The sequence below is a fragment of the Mesorhizobium sp. YR577 genome, from assembly GCF_900116595.1.
GTDB lineage: Bacteria > Pseudomonadota > Alphaproteobacteria > Rhizobiales > Rhizobiaceae > Mesorhizobium_M.
The window spans coordinates 142,755-161,916 of the sequence record NZ_FPBI01000010.1; the positions used below are offsets into that span (position 1 = coordinate 142,755).

Genomic DNA, 19,162 nt, shown 5'->3' on the forward strand with positions numbered 1-19,162 from the left:
GCAACCTCCTGGTGTCAAACATTCCAATCTTGTCAGACTGGAACACATAAAGGGCACTGTCTGTTCCCTCAGGACGCGCTATAGAACGGCTGTCCCCTTCAGGAACAAGGCTGCCGACATGCCCGCAAAACTCTCCGTCAACCTCAACGCCATCGCCATGCTGCGCAATCGCCGCGATCTGCCGTGGCCGAGTGTGACCGGGCTGGGACGGGCCGCCCTTGCTGCCGGCGCGCATGGCCTGACGGTGCATCCGCGGCCGGACGAACGCCACACGCGCCTGTCCGATCTGCCGGAGATCAGGGCGCTGATAGATGACGAGTTTCCGCAGGCGGAATTCAATATCGAAGGATATCCGACCGAGGATTTCCTGCTTCTTGTGGAAAAGCATCAGCCGGATCAGGTGACTTTGGTGCCAGACGACCCTGCGCAGGCGACATCGGATCACGGCTGGAACTTCGCCGAGCGATCAACATTTCTGACACCGATCGTCAGGAGATTGAAGAAGGGCGGATTTCGCGTCTCGCTGTTTTCCGATCCCGACCCGTCGCAGGTTTCGGCTGCGCGCGATACCGGAGCCGATCGCATCGAGCTCTACACGGGGCCTTATGGCAGTTGCCATTCCGATTCCGAAAAAGCGCGCAAGGAGTTGGAAAAGCTCGGGAAAACGGCCGATGCAGCGATTGCCGCCGGGCTTGCCGTCAATGCAGGGCATGATCTGGTCGTTGCCAACCTGCCGGCGCTGGCCAAACGGATTCCCGGCCTTGCGGAAGTATCGATCGGGCACGGCTTGACGGCGGATGCTTTGGAATATGGTATGGCCGAGACGACGCGGCGTTTTCTAAAGGCTTGCGGGTGGTAGGCTCGCAATCCTCGCTGCGGCGAGCTGTCGCGGTGCGACTGTTGCTATTGCGCTGCAGCAGGAGTAGATGACCGCCGCCTCATCGGAGTGTCATGCATGGCCCATACCAACCTTGGTACTGAGGCAGACCCTATACAGCAAGCAGCGCCCGCGAGCGAACACTCGCAAAATGCCGGTATTCTCATGCTCGGCGCCCTTGGCGTCGTTTATGGCGATATCGGGACGAGCCCGATCTATGCTTTTCGCGAGGCGCTTGTCGCGTCCGCCAGCCGTGGGCCGATAGCTTCCGAAGAGGCCGTTCTGGGTGTGCTCTCGCTCATCGTCTGGGCGCTGACGATCATCGTCACCGTAAAATACATCATTTTTGTGCTCAGGGCCGATAACAGGGGCGAGGGCGGAACGCTCTCCCTGATGGCATTGGTGCAAGCTGTGCTGAAGAAGCGCTCCAGGATCGTTCTCGCCCTTGGCATGGCCGGTGCGGCGCTGTTCTTCGGCGACGCGGTGATAACGCCGGCGATCTCGGTTCTTTCAGCGGTTGAAGGCATGGAGGTGGTGACGCCGGCCTTCGACCCCTATGTCGTGCCGCTGACACTGCTGATCCTGGCGATACTGTTTTCCGTCCAGCGCTTCGGCACCGGCCGTGTGGCCACGGTGTTCGGCCCGATCACGCTGCTTTGGTTTATTGCCATCGGCATTTCCGGATTGATCCATATTGCCGATGCGCCGACGATCCTCTACGCGCTGAACCCCATCTACATTGTCGATTTCCTGGCGGATTCGCCGAGTGTGTCCTTCGTAACCATCGGCGCGATTTTTCTCGCCGTGACGGGCGCCGAGGCACTGTATGCCGATCTCGGCCATTTCGGCCGCAAGCCGATTGTTCTCGCCTGGCTCTGGATCGTGTTTCCCTGCCTATTGCTGAATTATTTCGGGCAGGGCGCCTATGTCCTGGCCAATGAAGGCAGGATCGGTCACCCGTTCTTCGAGATGAACACGGGCTGGGCGCTGGTGCCGATGGTGGTGCTGGCGACGGCTGCCACGGTCATTGCCAGCCAGGCGGTGATCTCCGGCGCCTACTCGCTGACACGGCAGGCTGTACAGCTCAACATGCTGCCGCGCCTCGAAATCCAGCACACCTCCGAGACGCAGCTCGGCCAGATCTACATGCCGCGCGTCAACGCGTTTCTGGCGATCTGCGTGATGCTGCTGGTCGTCGGCTTCCAGCAGTCGAGCGATCTGGCGGCTGCCTACGGCATTTCCGTCACAGGTAATATGCTGGTGACGACGACGCTGCTGTTCGTGGTGATGAAGCGTATCTGGAAATGGCCGCTCGGCCTGGCGGTTGCGCTGACGGCGCTGTTCGGGCTGATCGATGTCGGCTTCTTCGTTTCCAACATCGTCAAGGTCCTCGACGGCGGCTGGGCATCGCTCGTGGTTGCATTCGTGGTGATCCTCGTCATGTCCACCTGGGTGCGCGGCAGCAACATGCTGTTTGAAAAGACCCGCAAGAACGAGGTGCCGCTGGACTTCCTGGCGGAGAATCTCGCGAAGAAGCAGCCCAGGCTGGTGCCTGGAACGGCCGTGTTCCTGACCAGCGACCCGCAAAGCGCGCCGACCGCGATGATGCACAGCCTCAAGCACTACAAGGTGCTGCACGAGAACAACGTTATCCTGTCGGTCGTGACCGCTCCGCAACCCTTCGTGCCCAAAAGCGAGCGGGTGAAGATGGAGAAGATCAACGACCTGTTCATGCGGGTGTCGCTGACCTTCGGCTATATGGAGCATCCGAATATCCCGAAGGCGCTGGTGATCTGCCGCCAACAGGGCTGGAAGTTCGACATCATGGAAACATCGTTCTTCCTGTCGCGGCGCTCGCTGAAGGCCTCGCCCAATTCCGGCATGCCGCTATGGCAGGACCGGCTGTTCATCGGGCTGGCACGCAGCGCTGCCGACGCGACCGAATATTTCCAGATACCGACCGGCCGCGTGGTGGAAATCGGCACGCAGGTGGCTGTCTGAGGCGAGGGGCTTCGCCTCCGGTTACGGGATGATCCTGCGCCGGCGGAAGTCTTCGAAGACGCTCATGAACATGGCTTCGGTGTCGACGAATTCGTGAAAACCGAGGCGTCGTGCCTTGGTGCCGTCGGCGAAGAAGTCGTAATCCCACGAGAAAACGAAATCGCCGAAGCCCCATGCGGAGACATCCTGGTAGGCGTGCGGCGCAAGCCCGTGCTTCTCCACCATGGCGGTCCACAGCGGCTCCTTGTCGGCCATGATGGTGTTGAGCGACATCGGCAGGGGCGGCGCGACTTCGAGATCGAAGAACCGCGCGATCTTCGGCCACATCTCGCTCCAGCGGAAAAGGTCGCCGTTGTTGATGTTGAAGGCCTGGTTTGCGCAACGCGGGTCGGTTGCCGCCCAGACAGTCGCCCGCGCCAGAAGGCCGGCATCCGTCATTTCCAGCAGGCTGTGATAGGCGCCGGGCTTGCCGGGAAAGCGCAGTGGCAGGCCAAGTTCCTTCGACATCGCGGCATAGATCGCGATGACCATTGCGAGGTTCATCGGATTTCCAAGCCCGAAGCCGACGACGACGGAGGGACGCAGGGCCGACCAGCTCCATGACTTGCCCTGCTGGCGCTGCTCAAGAAACGCCTGCTGGTCGATATTGAACTCGGGCGGCATATGGTTGGCATCGGTCTCGCGCGCCGGCGTCTTGAACGGCCCTAGATGCGCGCCATAGACCTTGTAGCCCTGCATGAGGCTGACATGGGCAAGGTTGGGGGCGACCAGTTCGATTGCCTCGACGACATTGACAAGCATCGCCAGGTTTGGCGCAACGAGTTCGGCCCAGGTCGGGCGATCCTGATAGGCGGCGTAGAAAATGTGGGTGACGTCGCTCAGCCCTGCGAGTTTTTGCGTTACGTCGTCCTTGTCCAGAAGGTCGACCGATATGTGACGCAGGCGATCCGTCGTCGCCCCGCCCCGCCGCGACAATCCGATGATGTCCCAATCGCCAAGCTCTATGAGATGATCGATGAGGTTGCCGCCAATGACGCCTTTGGCGCCGACGACGAGCGCAACTTTCTTCGCAGATGACATGATTTCCTCCAGATTGACGGTGCTTTCTAAGGATATGGAAGGAAAGGATGCTGTGAACTAGAGCGCCCACAAGAACATGATTTGTGAGTTGAAGTTCACAGACGGCCCTTATCGCTCAGGCGCGTTGTCGGCCAAGGGTGGATTGTTTCCAGCCTCATCTTCGCTGGCGGATTCGAATTGCCGAAAAAGGTCCGATTGCAGAAATCGCGCTTGCCAAAATAATGCAGCTTCGGCATAAGGCTTGCGAACCGTAACGTACGGTACGGCTTTATTTCGATAAGCAGGCTTTCAGGAAGCGGACTGGTGGAAACGGCCCTCGAAACCAATGACGGCGAAGAGCTGACGGAACGTCAAAAAGACGTCCTGAACGCTGTCCTGCGCCTTCTGGTCGAGGAGGGCGACCGCCTGACCATGACCGCGGTGGCACGGCGAGCAAGCTGCTCCAAGGAAACGCTCTACAAATGGTTCGGTGACCGCGACGGCCTTTTGACCGCCACCGTGCGGTGGCAGGCCTCGAAGGTGCGCGCCGGCAATTACGACCGCCAGCATCTCGATGCGACAGCGCTGCGCGCCAGTCTCGAGGGTTTTGCCGCCAACTGGCTTTCGGTGATTTCCTCGCGGACCTCGATTGCGCTGAACCGGGTCGCGATCTCTCATGCCGGCTCCGGCGAGGACAATCTTGGCGCCATCGTGCTCGACAATGGGCGCATCGCGATCGGCGAGCGGCTGAAGCCGCTGCTGGAGGCTGGTCGCGATGCGGGCCTGCTCGACTTCAGCGACACCGAAACGGCTTTCCGGACCTTTTTCGGTCTGGTCGGGCGCGACGTGCAAATCCGGTTGCTGCTCGGCGACCGGCTGGAATTGACTGACGCGGAGATCGGCCGGGATGCGGCCGAGGCGACGCGGCAGTTTCTCGCTCTCTACAGAGCAAAAACCGGGGCGGCCTGAGCCGGCCCCTGAAACACCCCGAAGGGAAGGAAGACAAAATGCGCGTTTATTACGATCGTGATGCCGATCTCAATCTGATCAAGGGCAAGAAGGTCGCCATCATCGGCTATGGCTCGCAGGGCCGTGCCCATGCGCTCAACCTCAAGGATTCCGGCGCCAAGGAACTTGCCGTCGCCCTGAAGGCCGGCTCGGCAACCGCCAAGAAGGTCGAGGCAGACGGCCTCAAGGTCATGACCGTTGCAGAGGCCGCCAAGTGGGCCGACCTGATGATGATGGCGACGCCTGACGAATTGCAGGCCGACATCTACCGCGACGAAATCGCGCCGAACATTCGCGACGGTGCAGCCATCGCCTTCGCGCACGGCCTCAACGTGCATTTCGGCCTGATCGAGCCGAAGAAGACCGTCGACGTTCTGATGGTTGCGCCGAAGGGCCCGGGCCATACGGTGCGCGGCGAATACCAGAAGGGCGGCGGCGTGCCTTGCCTCGTGGCCGTTCATCAGGACGCTTCGGGCAACGCACTCGACCTCGGCCTGTCCTATGCCTGCGGCGTCGGCGGCGGCCGTTCGGGCATCATCGAGACCAACTTCAAGGAAGAGTGCGAAACCGATCTGTTCGGTGAGCAGGTCGTTCTCTGCGGCGGTCTGGTCGAACTGATCCGCGCCGGTTTCGAGACGCTGGTCGAAGGCGGCTATGCGCCGGAAATGGCCTATTTCGAGTGCCTGCACGAAGTGAAGCTGATCGTCGACCTGATCTATGAAGGCGGCATCGCCAACATGAACTACTCGATCTCGAACACCGCCGAATGGGGCGAATATGTTTCGGGCCCGCGCATCATCACCGCCGAGACCAAGGCCGAGATGAAGCGCGTTCTGAAGGACATCCAGACCGGCAAGTTCACCTCCGACTGGATGCAGGAATACCGTTCGGGCGCCTCGCGCTTCAAGGGCATCCGCCGCATGAACGACAGCCACCAGATCGAGGAAGTCGGTTCGAAGCTGCGTGCCATGATGCCGTGGATCGCCAAGAACCAGCTGGTCGACAAGGCGAAGAACTGAGGCGATCCACGTCTCTTTTCTCTGCGCGTCCTCGGGCTTTGCCCTGCGGGTGCGCGGGGAATCGCCAAGAACCAGCTGGTCGACAAGGCTAAGAACTAATCCGACCCAACATCTGGGTCAGCGAAAAGCCGGCGGAGCGATCCGCCGGCCTTTTTCGTGTCACCCGTAGTGCCAGCTCGGCTTGGGCTCGGTGCCGGTGAACTGGACACCGATGCGGTCTTCCTTGCGCCACCGCACCACCGACCTGTAGGCAATGCCGTCGACAGGCACGTAAAGCAGGAATTCCGGCGGAACCTGCGAATAGATCGAGATCTTAAGCTCTGCGCCGTCCTTGTGCATGTTGCGGATGGTGCATTTGACCTCGGAATTGGTGATGCCGCTCAAGATCGACGCACCCTTCAGCACGCGCTGGCGGTGTTGGCGTCTGTTCTCGGCATCTTCAGGCTCAGCCACGCGGAGCTCCCCAAACGCTTGCGCATAGTGATTTGACGGTCTGCGAAAATCATAGGTTCCGACGTTCAAGAAATCCTTAAGCCATTGCTTAAATGCCATCCGCGGAGTGCACGCGAAAACGGCGCCGTCCCGGACGGCGCCGTTCTCAAACGCAGTGGAAGACGCTTCCAGCTGTTAGCTGTAAGGCGACCAGCACTGCTGCCGCGGCCCGCCATAGGGCTGGAACGTGTTGTCGTAAGCGCGATAGGAGCGGTAGCGGTTGTAGCACCAGTTGACATGCGCGCGCGAAAGCCGGGCGCGCTGGTAGCGGCGTGGCTGAACGTAGCGATATCGAGGCTCGACATAGCGGTAGGACGGAGCCGAGAAATTGAAATAGATGCCGGAGCCGCCGTAATAGTCGTCATAGCCACCGTAATAGGGGCGTGGGCGATGATGGCGATAGCGCCAGCGGTCGTCGCGATAACGCCAGCTTTCGTTGTTGCGCCAACGCGGGCGATCCCAGTTGCGGCGCGGCCGCTCCCAATTGCCCGGCCGGTTCCAGCCCTGCCGGAATTCACGGTCGCGCTGACGGATAACAACTCCGCCGCCACCGCCGCCGCGACGGAAGCATGATGAGCCCGGAGGGCAGCCCGGCTCCCATTCGCCGCTGCCGACTTTTATGAGCGGCAGGGTGTTTTCCGTGGCCGGTGTCATGCCCTGCAATGGGGCCGCGGCGGGAAGAGCAAGAGCCGGCGCGGAAACGCCAGCCAGAACGCCGAGGGCGATAAGCCCCGAGCGCACCAATGACGAAAGGTTCGGTTTCATTGAAATCTCCTGAGGAACAACTTTTGCAAGCCATTGCCCAACTGCGATGATGATCGGACTTCGACCCTGAACGGTCGATGAACGAACGTTTCCGATTCCTGAAACTGCAACCGGCCCTTGTTTTTGACATTGCTTGCGGGCAAAGCTCGCGCCCATGTCGCTGCGCCTCGCCACCTTCAACGTCGAAAACCTTATGAACAGGTTCGACTATTCCGGTTACCGCAACCAGCTCAACCAGGACCGTACGCTGGCCCTGTTCGAGATCAAGGACGAGGCGGAGTACCGGATTCTGGAGCAAGCGCGCGCCATCGCCCATATCGACGACATGCGCCAGCTTACGGCGCTGGCGATCGCCGAGACGCGTGCCGACATCATCTGCATGCAGGAGGTCGACAATATCGAGGCGCTGCGTGCCTTCGAATATGGCTATCTGTTCAAGATGGTCGGGCAGGGCTATCGCCAGAAATACACGACTTCGGGCAACGATACGCGCGGCATCGATGTTGCCGTGATGATGCGAACTGAAACCGCCGACGGCGAGCCGATCGAATTCGTGCGCATGACCAGCCACGCCCATGTGACATTCCAGGATTTCGGCCTTCAGACGCCGGAACTCACCGCCACCGGCAACGAGCCTTTCGAGCGGATTTTCCGGCGCGATTGCCTGGAAATCGACGTCAAGATCGGCGGCAAGCCTCTGACCATCTACTCAGTCCATTTCAAATCCATGGGCAGCCCGCGAAATGGTGTGCCCGGCCGTGAGGCTTCTGCGCCGATCCGCGACGCTGAAGCGAAGGCGGTGCGGCGGATCATCGAAGACAGGTTCGGTAAGGACAACGCTGGCGGAAAGCGCTGGGTTATCTGTGGCGACTTCAACGACTATCGCCAGCGCGTGGTGATCGGCGGCAGCGCGCATACGGGGTACGATTTCACCGTGGTCAATGAAACGCAGTCGTGCCTCAACGTGCTGCTTGCCGACGGCTTTGCCGAAAACGTTGTCGAAAGACGCCCTGAACTTGACCGCTGGACGCTGTATCATACGCGCGGGCCGGAAGAGCGGCATCTGTGCCAGCTCGACTATGTTCTTCTCTCGCCAGCACTGGCGCGGGAAAATGCCGGCGCCGTGCCGGATATCGTCCGCAAGGGTCAGCCCTGGCGCACGATCTTCCCGCCGGGCCAGGAAGTCGAGCGATACCCGCGCGCCGGCTGGGACCGGCCGAAAGCTTCCGATCACTGCCCCGTCGCGGTGACGCTGAACATCAGGTAGTTCCATGGATTTCGAGATCCCACGCAACACGATCCTGCCGGTGGACGGCATCGAGGTCCGGCTCGATTCATCACCGCATCCCTTCGAACTGGCCAATATAGCGGCGATCGAGGAAAACTGGCTGGCCGAAAAAGCCGCCAATCCGGCATTGTTCGATGGCACCGTGGTGCTGCTTTCCGGGCTTTCCTACAAGGCCGGGAGGCTGGAAGGGGTTTGCCATGCTGTGCGTTTCGCCACCTTCATGCACTGGCGCAAGCATCGTGCGATCTCAGGCGGCGAACACGCCTACGCGCACGCCGTGCTGGTGTCGCGCGACGATGCGCTGATTGCCATCCGCATGGGCGCGCATACGGTCAATGCCGGACGCGTCTATTTCGCAGCCGGTTCGTTCGAGCCGATCGATTTCGTCGACGGCATCGCCGATCTCCATTTCAACATGGTCAGGGAAGTGGACGAGGAAACCGGCATCAACATCAGCCATCTCGTGCGCGGCAAGCGCTATCACGCCTACTCGACCGAGGCAGGCACCGTGATCTTCCGCCGCTACTATATCGACGAGAATGCCGACGTCATTGCCGAGGCCATTCGTGAGTTCGTGGCCGCCGATCCTGAACCGGAGATCGAAGAACCGGTCATCATCCGCAGCCCGGATGACCGGCCTGAAGGGCTGATGCCCCACATGGTGCCGTTGATCGAGTGGCATTTTTCGGTAACGGAATGAAGTTGCCGCTGCGAAAGCGGGACAGCCGGCTATGTCGTATCAGCGCGCGCTACGGTCTTTGCGTCTAGCAGCCAGAAGCAGCACGACGCTGACGCCGAGAATCGCGCCCATCGCCATGCCGAACACGCTGCCGACCCGGCCCTGGAAATCGGAAGTGACGCTATCTGGATGCTGCATGCCATAACGCGCCAGATACAACCACAGCAGCGCCAGCCCAACCTCTACAACCACCACCGTGATCGCTACGCGCGCCGTCCTGCTCATCACCCCTCCCGAATATCGCGATTATTCATGCCGTAGCGCGTCGATCGGATCAAGCCGCGCACCGCGGAGCGCCGGGAAGAAGCCGAACACCATGCCGATCAGTGCCGAGAAACCGACGGCAAGCAGGATGATTGGAATGCTTGGCGCAAAGGGAATGGACAGCGTCAGCGAAGCCGCGCCCGCAAGCGCCAGGCCAATGGCGATGCCGATGAGCCCGCCGAGCAGCGACAGCACGGTTGCCTCGACCAGGAACTGGATGAGGATGTGCTTTTCATGCGCGCCGATGGCCAGTCTGATGCCGATCTCGCGCGTGCGCTCCGTCACCGACACCAGCATGATGTTCATGATGCCGATGCCGCCGACAAGCAGGCTGACGCCGGCAACCGCGCCTAGCATCCCGGTCATGGTGGTGGTGGCGCTGGTCATGGCGTCGGCGATCTGGGTCATGTCGCGGACTTCGAAATTGTCGTCGGCGTCGGGTGCGAGGCGCCGCGTGTCGCGCATGATGCCTTCGATACTTTCCTGCACCGCCGAGGTCGCAATGCCGTCCTGCGCGGCGATGTAGACCGCGTCGATGTTGCGGTTGCCGGCGATGCGGCGCTGGAAGGCCCCCAGCGGCATCATCACGACGGCGTCCTGGTCCTGCCCGAAGCCGGACGTGCCCTTGGCCTGCAGCACACCGATGACCTTGCAGCTCGTCTTGTTGACGCGCACCGACATGCCGTCGGGATCACCCGCGCCGAAGAATTGCTGGCGCACCGTTTCACCGAGGATGCAGACGCCGGCACCGCTGCGCACCTCGGACTCAGAGAAGATGCGGCCGCTCGAGACGTCCCAGTCGCGGGCGATGAAGAAATCCGTGTCCGTGCCCGTCACTTGGGCCGCGATGTTTTCCGCGCCGTAGACGACGCGCACGGTGCTTTGGGAAGCGGCCGAAACCGCCTTGGCGTTGGTCAGGCCCTTGCGCAGGCCGAGCAGGTCCCGCTCTTCCAGCCGGCGAGGGGTGAAGGAGGTCGAGCCGCCGCGCTCGGGCCGGGCGGCGCGCACGACGAGCAGGTTGGAGCCGAGCTTGGAAATGTCGTTTTTGACCTTTTCCGTCGTGCCCGAGCCGATGGTGATCATGGCGATGACGGCGGCGACGCCGATAACGATGCCGAGCAGGGTCAGGAACGAGCGTAGCACGTTGCGGCGAACCGAAAGCAGAGCGAGGCGGATGGTTTCCCAGAGCATCAGGCAGCCTTCCGGTTCAACTGATCGGAGGCGATGTGGCCGTCGAGGAAGCCGATCGTGCGCTGGGCGTAGGCGGCAATATCGGCCTCATGCGTGACCATGACGACGGTCAGGCCAAGTTCCTGATTGAGACGCGTAAGAAGCTCCATGATCTCGTGGCTGCGGGCGGTATCGAGATTGCCGGTCGGCTCGTCCGCCACCAGAAGCGTCGGCTTGGTGACGATGGCGCGCGCGATCGCTACACGCTGCTGCTGGCCGCCGGAAAGCTCGCCCGGCGTGTGGCCCTGGCGGCCGAGTAGGCCGACCTGTTCCAGTGCCTCGGCTGCCAGCTTGTGGCGCTCGCCAGCCGAGGCGCCACGGTAGATCAGCGGCAGTTCGACGTTTTCGGCAGCCGTCGTGCGCGGCATTAGGTTGTAGCCCTGAAAGACGAAGCCGACATAAAGATTGCGCAGCACCGCGCGCCGGTTGCGATCGAGCCTTCCGGCATCGACGCCGAGAAAGCCGTAGCGCCCGGATGTCGGCGTATCGAGGCAGCCGATGATGTTCATGGCGGTCGATTTGCCGGAACCCGACGGGCCCATGATCGCGACGAATTCGCCGCGCTGAATCGACAGGTCGACGCCCGCTAGCGCATGGACGCTGGCTTCGCCTTCGCCATAGGTCTTCCAGACCTGATCGAACGTTATGAGCGGCTTTTCCGTCATGCCGGTCAGTTCCGCGTCTGGCTGCCGGTGATGATGAGATCGCCCGCTGATATGCCGGAGACGATCTCGGTATCCTCGCCGTTCGTGGAGCCGGTCTTGACCTTGACTGCCTCTGGCTGACCATCCTTCAGCACGTAGAGCGTGCGGGTGCCGTCGGCTGCCACCTGGCGCTGGCGCTGGCCGCCGCCGGGACGGCCCATGCGCGGCATGAACAGGTTCTGCAGGCTCCAGCCGCGCCTCGAATCGGCCGCAGGTGGGCGAAAGCGGAAGGCTGCGCTCGGTACGGTGACGATGTTGTTGGCCTCGCGCGTGACGATGGCGACGGTGGCGGTCATGCCGGGCCGCAGCAGCAGTTCGGCATTGTCGACGGCCAGGCGGGCATTGTAGGTCACCACGCCTTCCGTGGTCGTTGAGGCAAAGGAGATGTCGCGGATATCCGCGTCGAAGCGGCGGTCCGGAAAGGCGTCGACGGTGAAGCGTGCCTTCTGGCCCGGCGTCACCGAGCCGATATCGGCCTCGTCGACGGCGGCCTGAAGCTCCATCTGCTTGAGATCGGCCGCAATGACGAACAGCACCGGCGCCTGCAGCGAGGAGGCGACGGTCTGGCCAGGGTCGACCGAGCGGGTCAGGATGACGCCGTCGATAGGCGCATAGATGGTGCTCTTCGCGAGATCGGCCTGCTGCAGCTTCAGATCGGCGGCCGCGATTGCCAGATTGGCATCGGCACTCGCCACCGCGCTCTCGGCGCGGTCGCGCGCGGCCTGTGCGGTATCCACAGTCTGATCGGCGACCATACCGCGGGCGGAAAGCTGGCGCGAACGGGCCAGCGTCTGTTCGGTTTCCTTCAGCGTGGTCTTCGCATCAAGAACCTTTGCCTCGGCAGCCTTGACTGAAGCCTGAGCGCGTTCGATCTGGGCAAGCAGCCGGGTGGTGTCGAGAGCGGCAAGCACGTCGCCCTTTCGCACTTCCTGGTTTTCCTCGGCGGAAACGGAACGGACGACGCCCGAAAGCTCGCTGGAAATGTCGACCTGGGTCAGCGGTTGCAAGGTGCCGGTTGCCGACACCTCCACGACGAGATTGCCGGTTTCGGCAGGAACGGTGGTGTAGCTTACCGCCGCAGAAGACGGCCCTGAGACCATGTAGTATCCGCCGCCGGCGACGAGCGCGAGACCGACGAGCGCATAAATCCAGCCACGCCGACGCTTGCGTCCGCGTCCCTTGTTGTCGAGGCCAAGAGCGGCTTCGACCGTCGCTGGAGTTTCCGTCACTGGCCGATTGACAATCTGGTCCATGCCGGCCCCCTATGCATGCGAAAATCCCTACATCTCGACAACTCGTGGTTAGAGCCGAGGATTACAAGTTAAATTTCGCTCATGTTTGGGGCGGGAAACAGGAAAAAGAGCCATGAAGGGCAGGAAATACCTCGTCTATGACGTGTTCACGGGCGAAAGGCTGGCCGGCAACCCGCTGGCCGTGGTGCTCGATTGCGATGGCCTCGATACGGCGGGAATGCAGCGCATAGCGCGCGAGTTCAACCTGTCGGAAACGTCGTTCGTGCTGCCGCCGGAAAACCCTAAGCACAAGGCAAGGGTGCGCATCTTCACGCCGGTCTACGAGATGCCCTTTGCCGGCCATCCGACCGTCGGCACGGCGATTGCGCTGGCGGAACTGGACGGCGGCGGCACGGACGAGCTTTTCGTGCTGGAGGAGAATATCGGGCTGTTTCGCTGCGCGATCTCGCGCAGCAAAACGGGCATCTTTGCGGAGTTCGACATTCCCGAACTGCCAAAACAATCGGAACTGACGGTGGAGCCCGAAGTGATCGGCGCGGCCCTTGGCCTCGACCCGCACGAGATCGGCTTCGAGAATCACCGCGTCAGCCTATGGTCGGCTGGTGTGCCCTATCTGACAGTGCCGGTCGCGAATCTCGATGTCGCCAAGCGGGCGCGAATGGACAGTCCTGCCTGGCTGGAATTCACGCCAAGACGCACTGACGGCAAGCCGGCCAGCGCCTATGTCTACACACGCGACACCGTCCATCACGACAGCAGCTTCCATGCGCGCATGTTCGTGGCGGGCAGTCCCTCCTATGAGGATCCTGCGACGGGATCGGCTGCGGCGGCCTTTTCCGGTGCGATTACGCATTTCGACGCTCCGAGCGATGGTCCTGCGCGATTCTGGATCGAGCAAGGCATGGAAATGGGCAGGCCCTCGCGCATCCGGCTGGAAATCGATGTGGAGGGCGGCAAACTGGCCGCCGCGCGCATAGGTGGAAACGCCGTCAAGATCGCGGAGGGAATGCTGTTTGCATAAATGACGCAGCCGAAAATGATCTTTGACGACGAATGATTGATTTAGGGGGCTGGACAGGCCGGAAAGGTATGGCTATATCCCGCGCCAACGCCGGTTCGCCGGTGGAGTGGGTGCGTAGCTCAGTTGGTAGAGCAGCTGACTCTTAATCAGCGGGTCACAGGTTCGATCCCTGTCGCACCCACCACTTTCTTCCCTTAACATCAACAGCTTGTCTCGGCCTGATGCGGTTCGATCGGCGCCGAGGCGCTTCAATCGCGCCGGCTGGATGCAACCGCAATGCGGCTCCCCCTGGCGAAGTTCGTAATACGGCGGCATGTGTCGTATCGAAGAGGTTTGTCGTGCAATGGTCTTCATTGCCGGCCTATGTTACCCGTTGAATGGCGTTCGCAGCCCTGTCTCGCCGGATAACGAAGGGAAGAACACGATGCCGACCTTAAGCAATGGTAGCGAGCTTACCGTCTGGGAAGACGTCAACAACGAGAGCCCCGACGCGGTTCTGTTTTCCATAACGGAGACTGACGGCGACGTTCTCGGGCCGACAGGGGCGCACACGGATTTTCCGTTCGGCTGGGTCGATGTGGCTTCGGTCGATGTCTTCGACGGCTTCTTCACCGTCTCCACCTTCACCAATGACGGCAGGACCGAGCTCTTCACGACGATAGAAACGGCCGTCTTCGACAATGACGGCAACTATATCCGCACGCTGTCCGATCAGGCGGCCTATCTGTCGACCCAGATCGTCTCCGTCAGCGCCGATAGCCCGAACGACATCACGGTGACGTGGACCGGCGCCAACGAATATTATGGCGGTGAAAACACCCAGTATGGCCAGCATCAGATCATCCTGGATGGTGGCGTGGTCCAGCCCGACACTTTCATCAATCACGCTCCCACGGTCAGCAATCTGAGCTTCACACTTGCGCCGGGACAATCTCTCGACGACATCAAGTTCAGCGCGACGGATGCGGATTATGATTTGCTCAGCTTTGTCGTCGTCGACGGGCCGGACCACGGCACGCTGCAGCAGGAAACGAAATATGAGGCCGGTTACTATCCGTTTCACCAGGGCCATTATTTCGACAGCCTGCACTATCACGCGGATTATCTGAACGGGAACCTCTTCGATTATGCGCCCGAGGCAGGCTTCATCGGCACCGACACATTTACCGTCTATGCCACCGATGGCCAGGGCAACAGCAACGTGGCGACGATCACCATCACCGTCGCTCCGCCGGCCGAAAGCATCACGCTGACCGACGCCAAGGACACCGTCAGCTACAAGGCCTACGATCACGCCGTTCTGGTCGCCGCGAATGGCGGTAACGACCGCATCACCGGCAGCAAGTTCAACGATTCCCTCGATGGCGGTGCCGGCAACGATCGCCTACGGGGCGGTGCGGGCAATGATGAAATCACTGGCGGGGCGGGTAACGACCGGCTTCGCGGCGACGCAGGCGACGATATTCTCAACGGTGGTGCCGGCAATGACCGGCTTCACGGTGGTATTGGCAATGATATTCTCAATGGCGGTGCCGGCCATGACCGACTCTCGGGCGGGGCGGGCAACGATACCTTCGTCTTCGATACCGCGCCCGGGTCAGCGAACCACGACAGGATTCTCGACTTCAGCTCCGCCGACGACATTATTCAGCTCGACGGTGCTGTCTTTGCCGGGCTTGCTGCCGGCGCACTGGATGCCGGGGCATTCGCGATCGGCAAATCCGCCGTCGATGAGAATGACCGCATCATCTACAACAAGGCCTCCGGCAATCTGCTGTACGATGCGGACGGCGCGGGTGGCGCAGCAGCGGTCAAATTCGCCGCTGTAAGCCACGGCACGTCTCTTTCCGCCGGCGACTTTTTTATCGTGTAGGCGCAAATTCCCGACGGCCAGTTTTGCATTGGCCGTCTCGGAGCGCTTTGAGAAAAATAGCCTCTATCCCGCCAGCGCCTGATCCAGATCCGCGATCAGGTCGTCGCCGTCCTCGATGCCCGCCGAAATGCGCACCAGCGAATCGGAGATGCCGAGCGCTGCTCGCTGTTCTGCCGGAATGCTGCCATGGGTCATCAGGGCAGGGTGCTCGATCAGGCTTTCGACGCCGCCAAGGCTCTCGGCCAGCGCAAAAAGCTGGGTCCGTTCGAGGAAGCGCTTTGTGGCGGCGAGGTCGCGGTCGAATTCCACAGTGATCATGCCGCCGAAGGCATGCATCTGCGCCTTGGCGATTGCGTGCTGGGGATGGCTTTCGAGGCCGGGATAGATGACGCGGCGGACATCCGAACGGTTTTCCAGCCATCTCGCGATCTTCGTGCCGTTCTGCGAATGCCTTTCAACCCGCAGCGCCAGCGTCTTCAGGCCGCGCAGGGCCAGGAAGCTGTCGAACGGTCCTGAAATCGCGCCGACGGCATTTTGCAGGAATTTAAGCTGGTCGAAGAGTTCCTTGTTCTCGCCGACGACCGCGCAGCCGCCGACCATGTCGGAATGGCCGTTGAGATATTTGGTCGTCGAGTGGACGACGATGTCGATGCCGAGTTCCAGCGGCCGCTGGATATAGGGGCTGGCGAAAGTGTTGTCGGCAACCGAGATCAGGCCCTTGCGGCGCGCGAGAGCTGCCACGCCCTCGAGGTCGACGATGCGCAGCAGCGGGTTGGTCGGCGTCTCCACCCAGAGCATCTTCGTCTCGGGCCGGATGGCGGCTTCGACTTTGGCGAGGTCGGTGAAGTCGACAAAGGTGATGTCGAGATTGGCCGTACGTTTGCGCACCCGCTGAAGGAGCCGGAACGTGCCGCCATAGATGTCATCGGTGGCGACGATGTGCGCGCCGGCGTCGAGCAGTTCCAGCACCGTGGCGATTGCTGCCAGCCCCGAGGCGAAGGCAAAGGCGCCCGAGCCGCTTTCGAGATCGGCGATGGCGCGCTCGAAGGCAAAGCGCGTCGGGTTCTGGCTGCGCGCATACTCAAAACCCTTGTGCACGCCGGGGCTTTGCTGGGCATAGGTCGAGGTGGCGTAGATCGGCACCATCACCGCGCCGGTCGTCGGGTCGTGGCTCTGGCCGCCATGGATGGTGCGGGTGGCGAAAGCCAGACGGTTCTTCGGCGAAGTGGTCATCGTGCGCGCCTCAAATGGTTGATCAGGTCGATGCGGGTGATGAGACCAACGAATTCGTCGCCATCGAAGATGATGGCGACCTCGTTGCGGTCGAAGACGGGCAGCAGAGAATCCAGTGTCTGGCTCGCCTGGAGCGTGTGGAGTTCCGAACTCATGGCCGAATTGACCGGGGCGTTGAAACGATCCCAGCGGCTGTCATAGGGGCCGTCGACCACGGCCAACACGTCGCTCTCGTCGATGATGCCGACGAGTTTACCGTCGTCGAGCACCGGCAGTTGCGAAACGTCTGCACGGCGCATGCGGCCGTAGGCTGTCAGCAGGCTGTCGCCGGGGCCGGCGAAGACGGTGCCGCCCTCGCGGTGTGAGCGGGCGACGAGATCGCGCAGATCGCCGTGGTTGTCGCGCTCGGAGAGGCCCTGTTCGGCCAGCCAGAAATCGTCGAACACCTTGGACAGATATTTGTTGCCGCTGTCGCAGACGAAGGTGACCACACGCTTCGCGGTGGTCTGCTCGCGGCAGTAGCGCAGGGCAGCCGACAGCAGCGTGCCGGAAGAGGAACCGGCGAGGATGCCCTCACGGGAAAGCAGGTCGCGCACCGCCAGCATGCTCGCCTTGTCGGGGATCGAATAGGCCTTGGAGACGAGCGACAGATCGGCGTTGGGCGGCACGAAATCCTCACCGATGCCCTCAACGGTCCAGCTGCCTGCCTCTTCCATCTTGCCGGTCTTGATGAGCGGCGCCAGCACCGAGCCGACGGGATCGGCAAGCACCATCTCGGTCTGCGGTGATACCTCCTTGAAGAAGCGGCCAAGGCCGGTCAGCGTGCCGCCCGAACCGACGCCGACGACCACTGCGTCGACCTTGTGTTCGAGCTGTTCCCAGATTTCCGGCCCGGTCGTGGTTTCGTGGGCCAGCGGATTGGCCGGGTTGGCGAATTGGTTGACGTAGAAGGCACCGGGAATGCCGGCGGCGATCTTCTCGGCCATGTCCTGATAATATTCGGGATGGCCCTTGCCGACATCCGAGCGGGTGAGCCGTACGTCGGCGCCCAATGCGCGCAGATGCTGGATCTTTTCACGCGACATCTTGTCGGGCACGACGAGGATGATGCGATAGCCCTTGGGAATGCCGACCTGCGCAAGGCCAAGCCCGGTATTGCCTGCCGTCGCCTCGACAATCGTGCCGCCGGGCGCCAGGCGTCCGTAGCGTTCGGCGTCGGCGATCATGGAAAGCGCGATGCGGTCCTTGATCGAGCCGCCGGGGTTCTGGCTCTCGAGCTTGATGAAGAGCCGGCATTTGCCGGTGTCGAATTTCGTCAGCTCGACCACCGGCGTCTCGCCGATCAAGTCGAGCACCGAGGAATAGGGCTTGCGCAGACGTGTCATCGTTTCCTCCGATTCTCGCATACGGCGGCTTTGACCGCTCTGGCCCGGTTCGACCCGCGGTGCCGGGCGGGTGTCACGTTACAGATAGCAGTCGCGGGAGGTTTTCACACCTGTCCGCTGTGATCTGGAATTGAATTCTATCTGAGGCAAACGGCGTGCGGACAAAAGCCAAATAAGTCTAACAATAGTGATGTAATAGAAATTTGAATCCTTCCTCGTTTTTCCTGCCTTGACTGCCACATTAGGTTCGAGCCGGAACAGTTGACTTGAACCAGCGTCGTCGGGCAAATGCGTCGAGCCGAACGGAGAACGACATGACGAGAATTCTGCTTGTGCTGACGGCCTTGACGGTCCTGTCCGGTGGCTTGCTTGCGGGCTGCGCTTCAGACGACGGCTACGCGAGCTGGAGCAAGCGCGAGGAAGCTATGACGCCGTTGAAGAAACGGACTGATCGCGGCGGCGGCCAGTCGGGCAACTGAGGGCTGCTGCAATTTTGACTTTGCCCGTACGGGATCGGACCGAGGCGGGCAATTCAGGTGCTACAATGACTGCGCGCCATGTGAGGCCGGCAATCGCAAGCCGTTGAGCGGTTCCGTTCAAGCCGAGGCTTTTTCCTCGTCTTCTTCTTCGTCGCTATCGTTGTCATCCGCTTCGGCTACGACTTCGTCGCCGTCTTCATCTTCATCCTCGTCATCGCTCGCCATTTCGTCGAGAACCTCTTCTCCGGCAGCAAGCGCTTCTTCCTCGGAATCGTATGGACCGACCCGTTCGTCATCGCCGCTGATCGAGTAGTACCACTTGTCGTCATCGTTCTTCTGATGGGCCGTCACCTTGGCAGTCTGATCGTCGGACATGGTCGCCTCCGTTGGTGTCCTGATGCCAGCGCAGCTTAGTTTTGGGTGTGTATCGGCGGTATGACATGAGGGCACATATCAGCAGCGATCGACCACG

General features: G+C 61.5%; 19 protein-coding genes and 1 tRNA gene. 10 read left to right on the forward strand and 10 right to left on the reverse strand.

The annotated features are described in order from the left end of the window. Window positions 1-118: 118 nt before the first annotated feature. Complete coding sequence (locus BM413_RS16240) at window positions 119-859, forward strand: pyridoxine 5'-phosphate synthase (protein ID WP_091914850.1); 741 nt, start codon at window positions 119-121, stop codon at window positions 857-859. A gap of 96 nt (window positions 860-955) precedes the next feature. Beyond that, window positions 956-2,878, forward strand: a complete 1,923-nt coding sequence (locus BM413_RS16245; RefSeq protein ID WP_091914852.1) for a potassium transporter Kup — start codon at window positions 956-958, stop codon at window positions 2,876-2,878. 21 nt (window positions 2,879-2,899) lie between these two features. Here the strand turns inward: BM413_RS16245 and BM413_RS16250 are convergent, their stop codons facing one another. Next, a complete protein-coding gene (locus BM413_RS16250; RefSeq protein WP_091914854.1) occupies window positions 2,900-3,958 on the reverse strand; it encodes an SDR family oxidoreductase in 1,059 nt (352 codons plus the stop codon). A 303-nt stretch (window positions 3,959-4,261) separates the two neighbouring features. Here BM413_RS16250 and BM413_RS16255 point away from each other — a divergent pair, with 303 nt between their 5' ends. Further along, window positions 4,262-4,906 carry a TetR/AcrR family transcriptional regulator C-terminal domain-containing protein gene (locus tag BM413_RS16255; RefSeq protein WP_091914856.1) on the forward strand — a complete coding sequence of 215 codons (645 nt, stop codon included), beginning with the start codon at window positions 4,262-4,264 and terminating at the stop codon, window positions 4,904-4,906. 38 nt (window positions 4,907-4,944) lie between these two features. Then, window positions 4,945-5,964, forward strand: coding sequence for a ketol-acid reductoisomerase (ilvC, locus tag BM413_RS16260; protein WP_091914860.1), 1,020 nt, complete (start codon window positions 4,945-4,947; stop codon window positions 5,962-5,964). 159 nt (window positions 5,965-6,123) lie between these two features. On the opposite strand, the gene BM413_RS16265 is transcribed toward ilvC, so the two are convergent. After that, window positions 6,124-6,417 carry a PilZ domain-containing protein gene (locus BM413_RS16265; RefSeq protein WP_091915080.1) on the reverse strand — a complete coding sequence of 98 codons (294 nt, stop codon included), beginning with the start codon at window positions 6,415-6,417 and terminating at the stop codon, window positions 6,124-6,126. Between the two features lie 174 nt (window positions 6,418-6,591). After that, on the reverse strand, window positions 6,592-7,221 hold the full coding sequence (locus tag BM413_RS16270) for a BA14K family protein (protein ID WP_091914862.1): 630 nt from the start codon (window positions 7,219-7,221) through the stop codon (window positions 6,592-6,594). A gap of 154 nt (window positions 7,222-7,375) precedes the next feature. Here BM413_RS16270 and BM413_RS16275 point away from each other — a divergent pair, with 154 nt between their 5' ends. Continuing rightward, window positions 7,376-8,488, forward strand: coding sequence for an endonuclease/exonuclease/phosphatase family protein (locus BM413_RS16275; protein WP_091914864.1), 1,113 nt, complete (start codon window positions 7,376-7,378; stop codon window positions 8,486-8,488). Between the two features lie 4 nt (window positions 8,489-8,492). Further along, the gene (locus BM413_RS16280; RefSeq protein ID WP_091914866.1) at window positions 8,493-9,209 is read left to right on the forward strand and encodes a hypothetical protein; all 717 of its coding nucleotides are present in this window, start codon (window positions 8,493-8,495) and stop codon (window positions 9,207-9,209) included. A 39-nt stretch (window positions 9,210-9,248) separates the two neighbouring features. On the opposite strand, the gene BM413_RS16285 is transcribed toward BM413_RS16280, so the two are convergent. The 4 genes from BM413_RS16285 to BM413_RS16300 are packed head-to-tail and all read right to left on the reverse strand — an operon-like array spanning window position 9,249 to window position 12,699. Next, window positions 9,249-9,473: a hypothetical protein gene (locus tag BM413_RS16285; RefSeq protein ID WP_091914868.1), complete on the reverse strand. Its 225-nt coding sequence runs from the start codon at window positions 9,471-9,473 to the stop codon at window positions 9,249-9,251. Window positions 9,474-9,494: 21 nt separating this feature from the next. Continuing rightward, on the reverse strand, window positions 9,495-10,703 hold the full coding sequence (locus BM413_RS16290) for an ABC transporter permease (protein ID WP_091914870.1): 1,209 nt from the start codon (window positions 10,701-10,703) through the stop codon (window positions 9,495-9,497). Next, window positions 10,703-11,407 carry an ABC transporter ATP-binding protein gene (locus BM413_RS16295; protein WP_091914872.1) on the reverse strand — a complete coding sequence of 235 codons (705 nt, stop codon included), beginning with the start codon at window positions 11,405-11,407 and terminating at the stop codon, window positions 10,703-10,705. The genes BM413_RS16290 and BM413_RS16295 overlap by 1 nt, the downstream gene beginning before the upstream one ends. A 5-nt stretch (window positions 11,408-11,412) precedes the next feature. Further along, on the reverse strand, window positions 11,413-12,699 hold the full coding sequence (locus BM413_RS16300; protein WP_091914874.1) for an efflux RND transporter periplasmic adaptor subunit: 1,287 nt from the start codon (window positions 12,697-12,699) through the stop codon (window positions 11,413-11,415). Window positions 12,700-12,811: 112 nt separating this feature from the next. Here BM413_RS16300 and BM413_RS16305 point away from each other — a divergent pair, with 112 nt between their 5' ends. The 3 genes from BM413_RS16305 (at window position 12,812) to BM413_RS16315 (ending at window position 15,593) form a co-directional block, all read left to right on the forward strand. Next, window positions 12,812-13,720, forward strand: coding sequence for a PhzF family phenazine biosynthesis protein (locus BM413_RS16305; RefSeq protein WP_091914876.1), 909 nt, complete (start codon window positions 12,812-12,814; stop codon window positions 13,718-13,720). Window positions 13,721-13,828: 108 nt separating this feature from the next. Continuing rightward, window positions 13,829-13,904: transfer RNA gene (locus BM413_RS16310), tRNA-Lys, on the forward strand. Between the two features lie 240 nt (window positions 13,905-14,144). After that, window positions 14,145-15,593 (forward strand): Ig-like domain-containing protein, encoded by a 1,449-nt coding sequence (locus BM413_RS16315; protein WP_091914878.1) that lies wholly within the window; start codon window positions 14,145-14,147, stop codon window positions 15,591-15,593. Between the two features lie 63 nt (window positions 15,594-15,656). Here BM413_RS16315 and BM413_RS16320 read toward each other — a convergent pair whose 3' ends face one another. Beyond that, window positions 15,657-16,826: a cystathionine gamma-synthase gene (locus tag BM413_RS16320; RefSeq protein ID WP_091914880.1), complete on the reverse strand. Its 1,170-nt coding sequence runs from the start codon at window positions 16,824-16,826 to the stop codon at window positions 15,657-15,659. Further along, window positions 16,823-18,211 (reverse strand): pyridoxal-phosphate dependent enzyme, encoded by a 1,389-nt coding sequence (locus BM413_RS16325; RefSeq protein ID WP_091914882.1) that lies wholly within the window; start codon window positions 18,209-18,211, stop codon window positions 16,823-16,825. Before BM413_RS16325 ends, BM413_RS16320 begins: the two co-directional genes overlap by 4 nt. A gap of 314 nt (window positions 18,212-18,525) precedes the next feature. Between BM413_RS16325 and BM413_RS33135 the strand changes: the two genes are divergently transcribed. Next, window positions 18,526-18,690, forward strand: a complete 165-nt coding sequence (locus BM413_RS33135) for a hypothetical protein (protein WP_162931597.1) — start codon at window positions 18,526-18,528, stop codon at window positions 18,688-18,690. A gap of 117 nt (window positions 18,691-18,807) precedes the next feature. On the opposite strand, the gene BM413_RS16330 is transcribed toward BM413_RS33135, so the two are convergent. Then, the gene (locus BM413_RS16330; protein WP_091914884.1) at window positions 18,808-19,065 is read right to left on the reverse strand and encodes a DUF2188 domain-containing protein; all 258 of its coding nucleotides are present in this window, start codon (window positions 19,063-19,065) and stop codon (window positions 18,808-18,810) included. Between the last annotated feature and the right edge of the window lie 97 nt (window positions 19,066-19,162).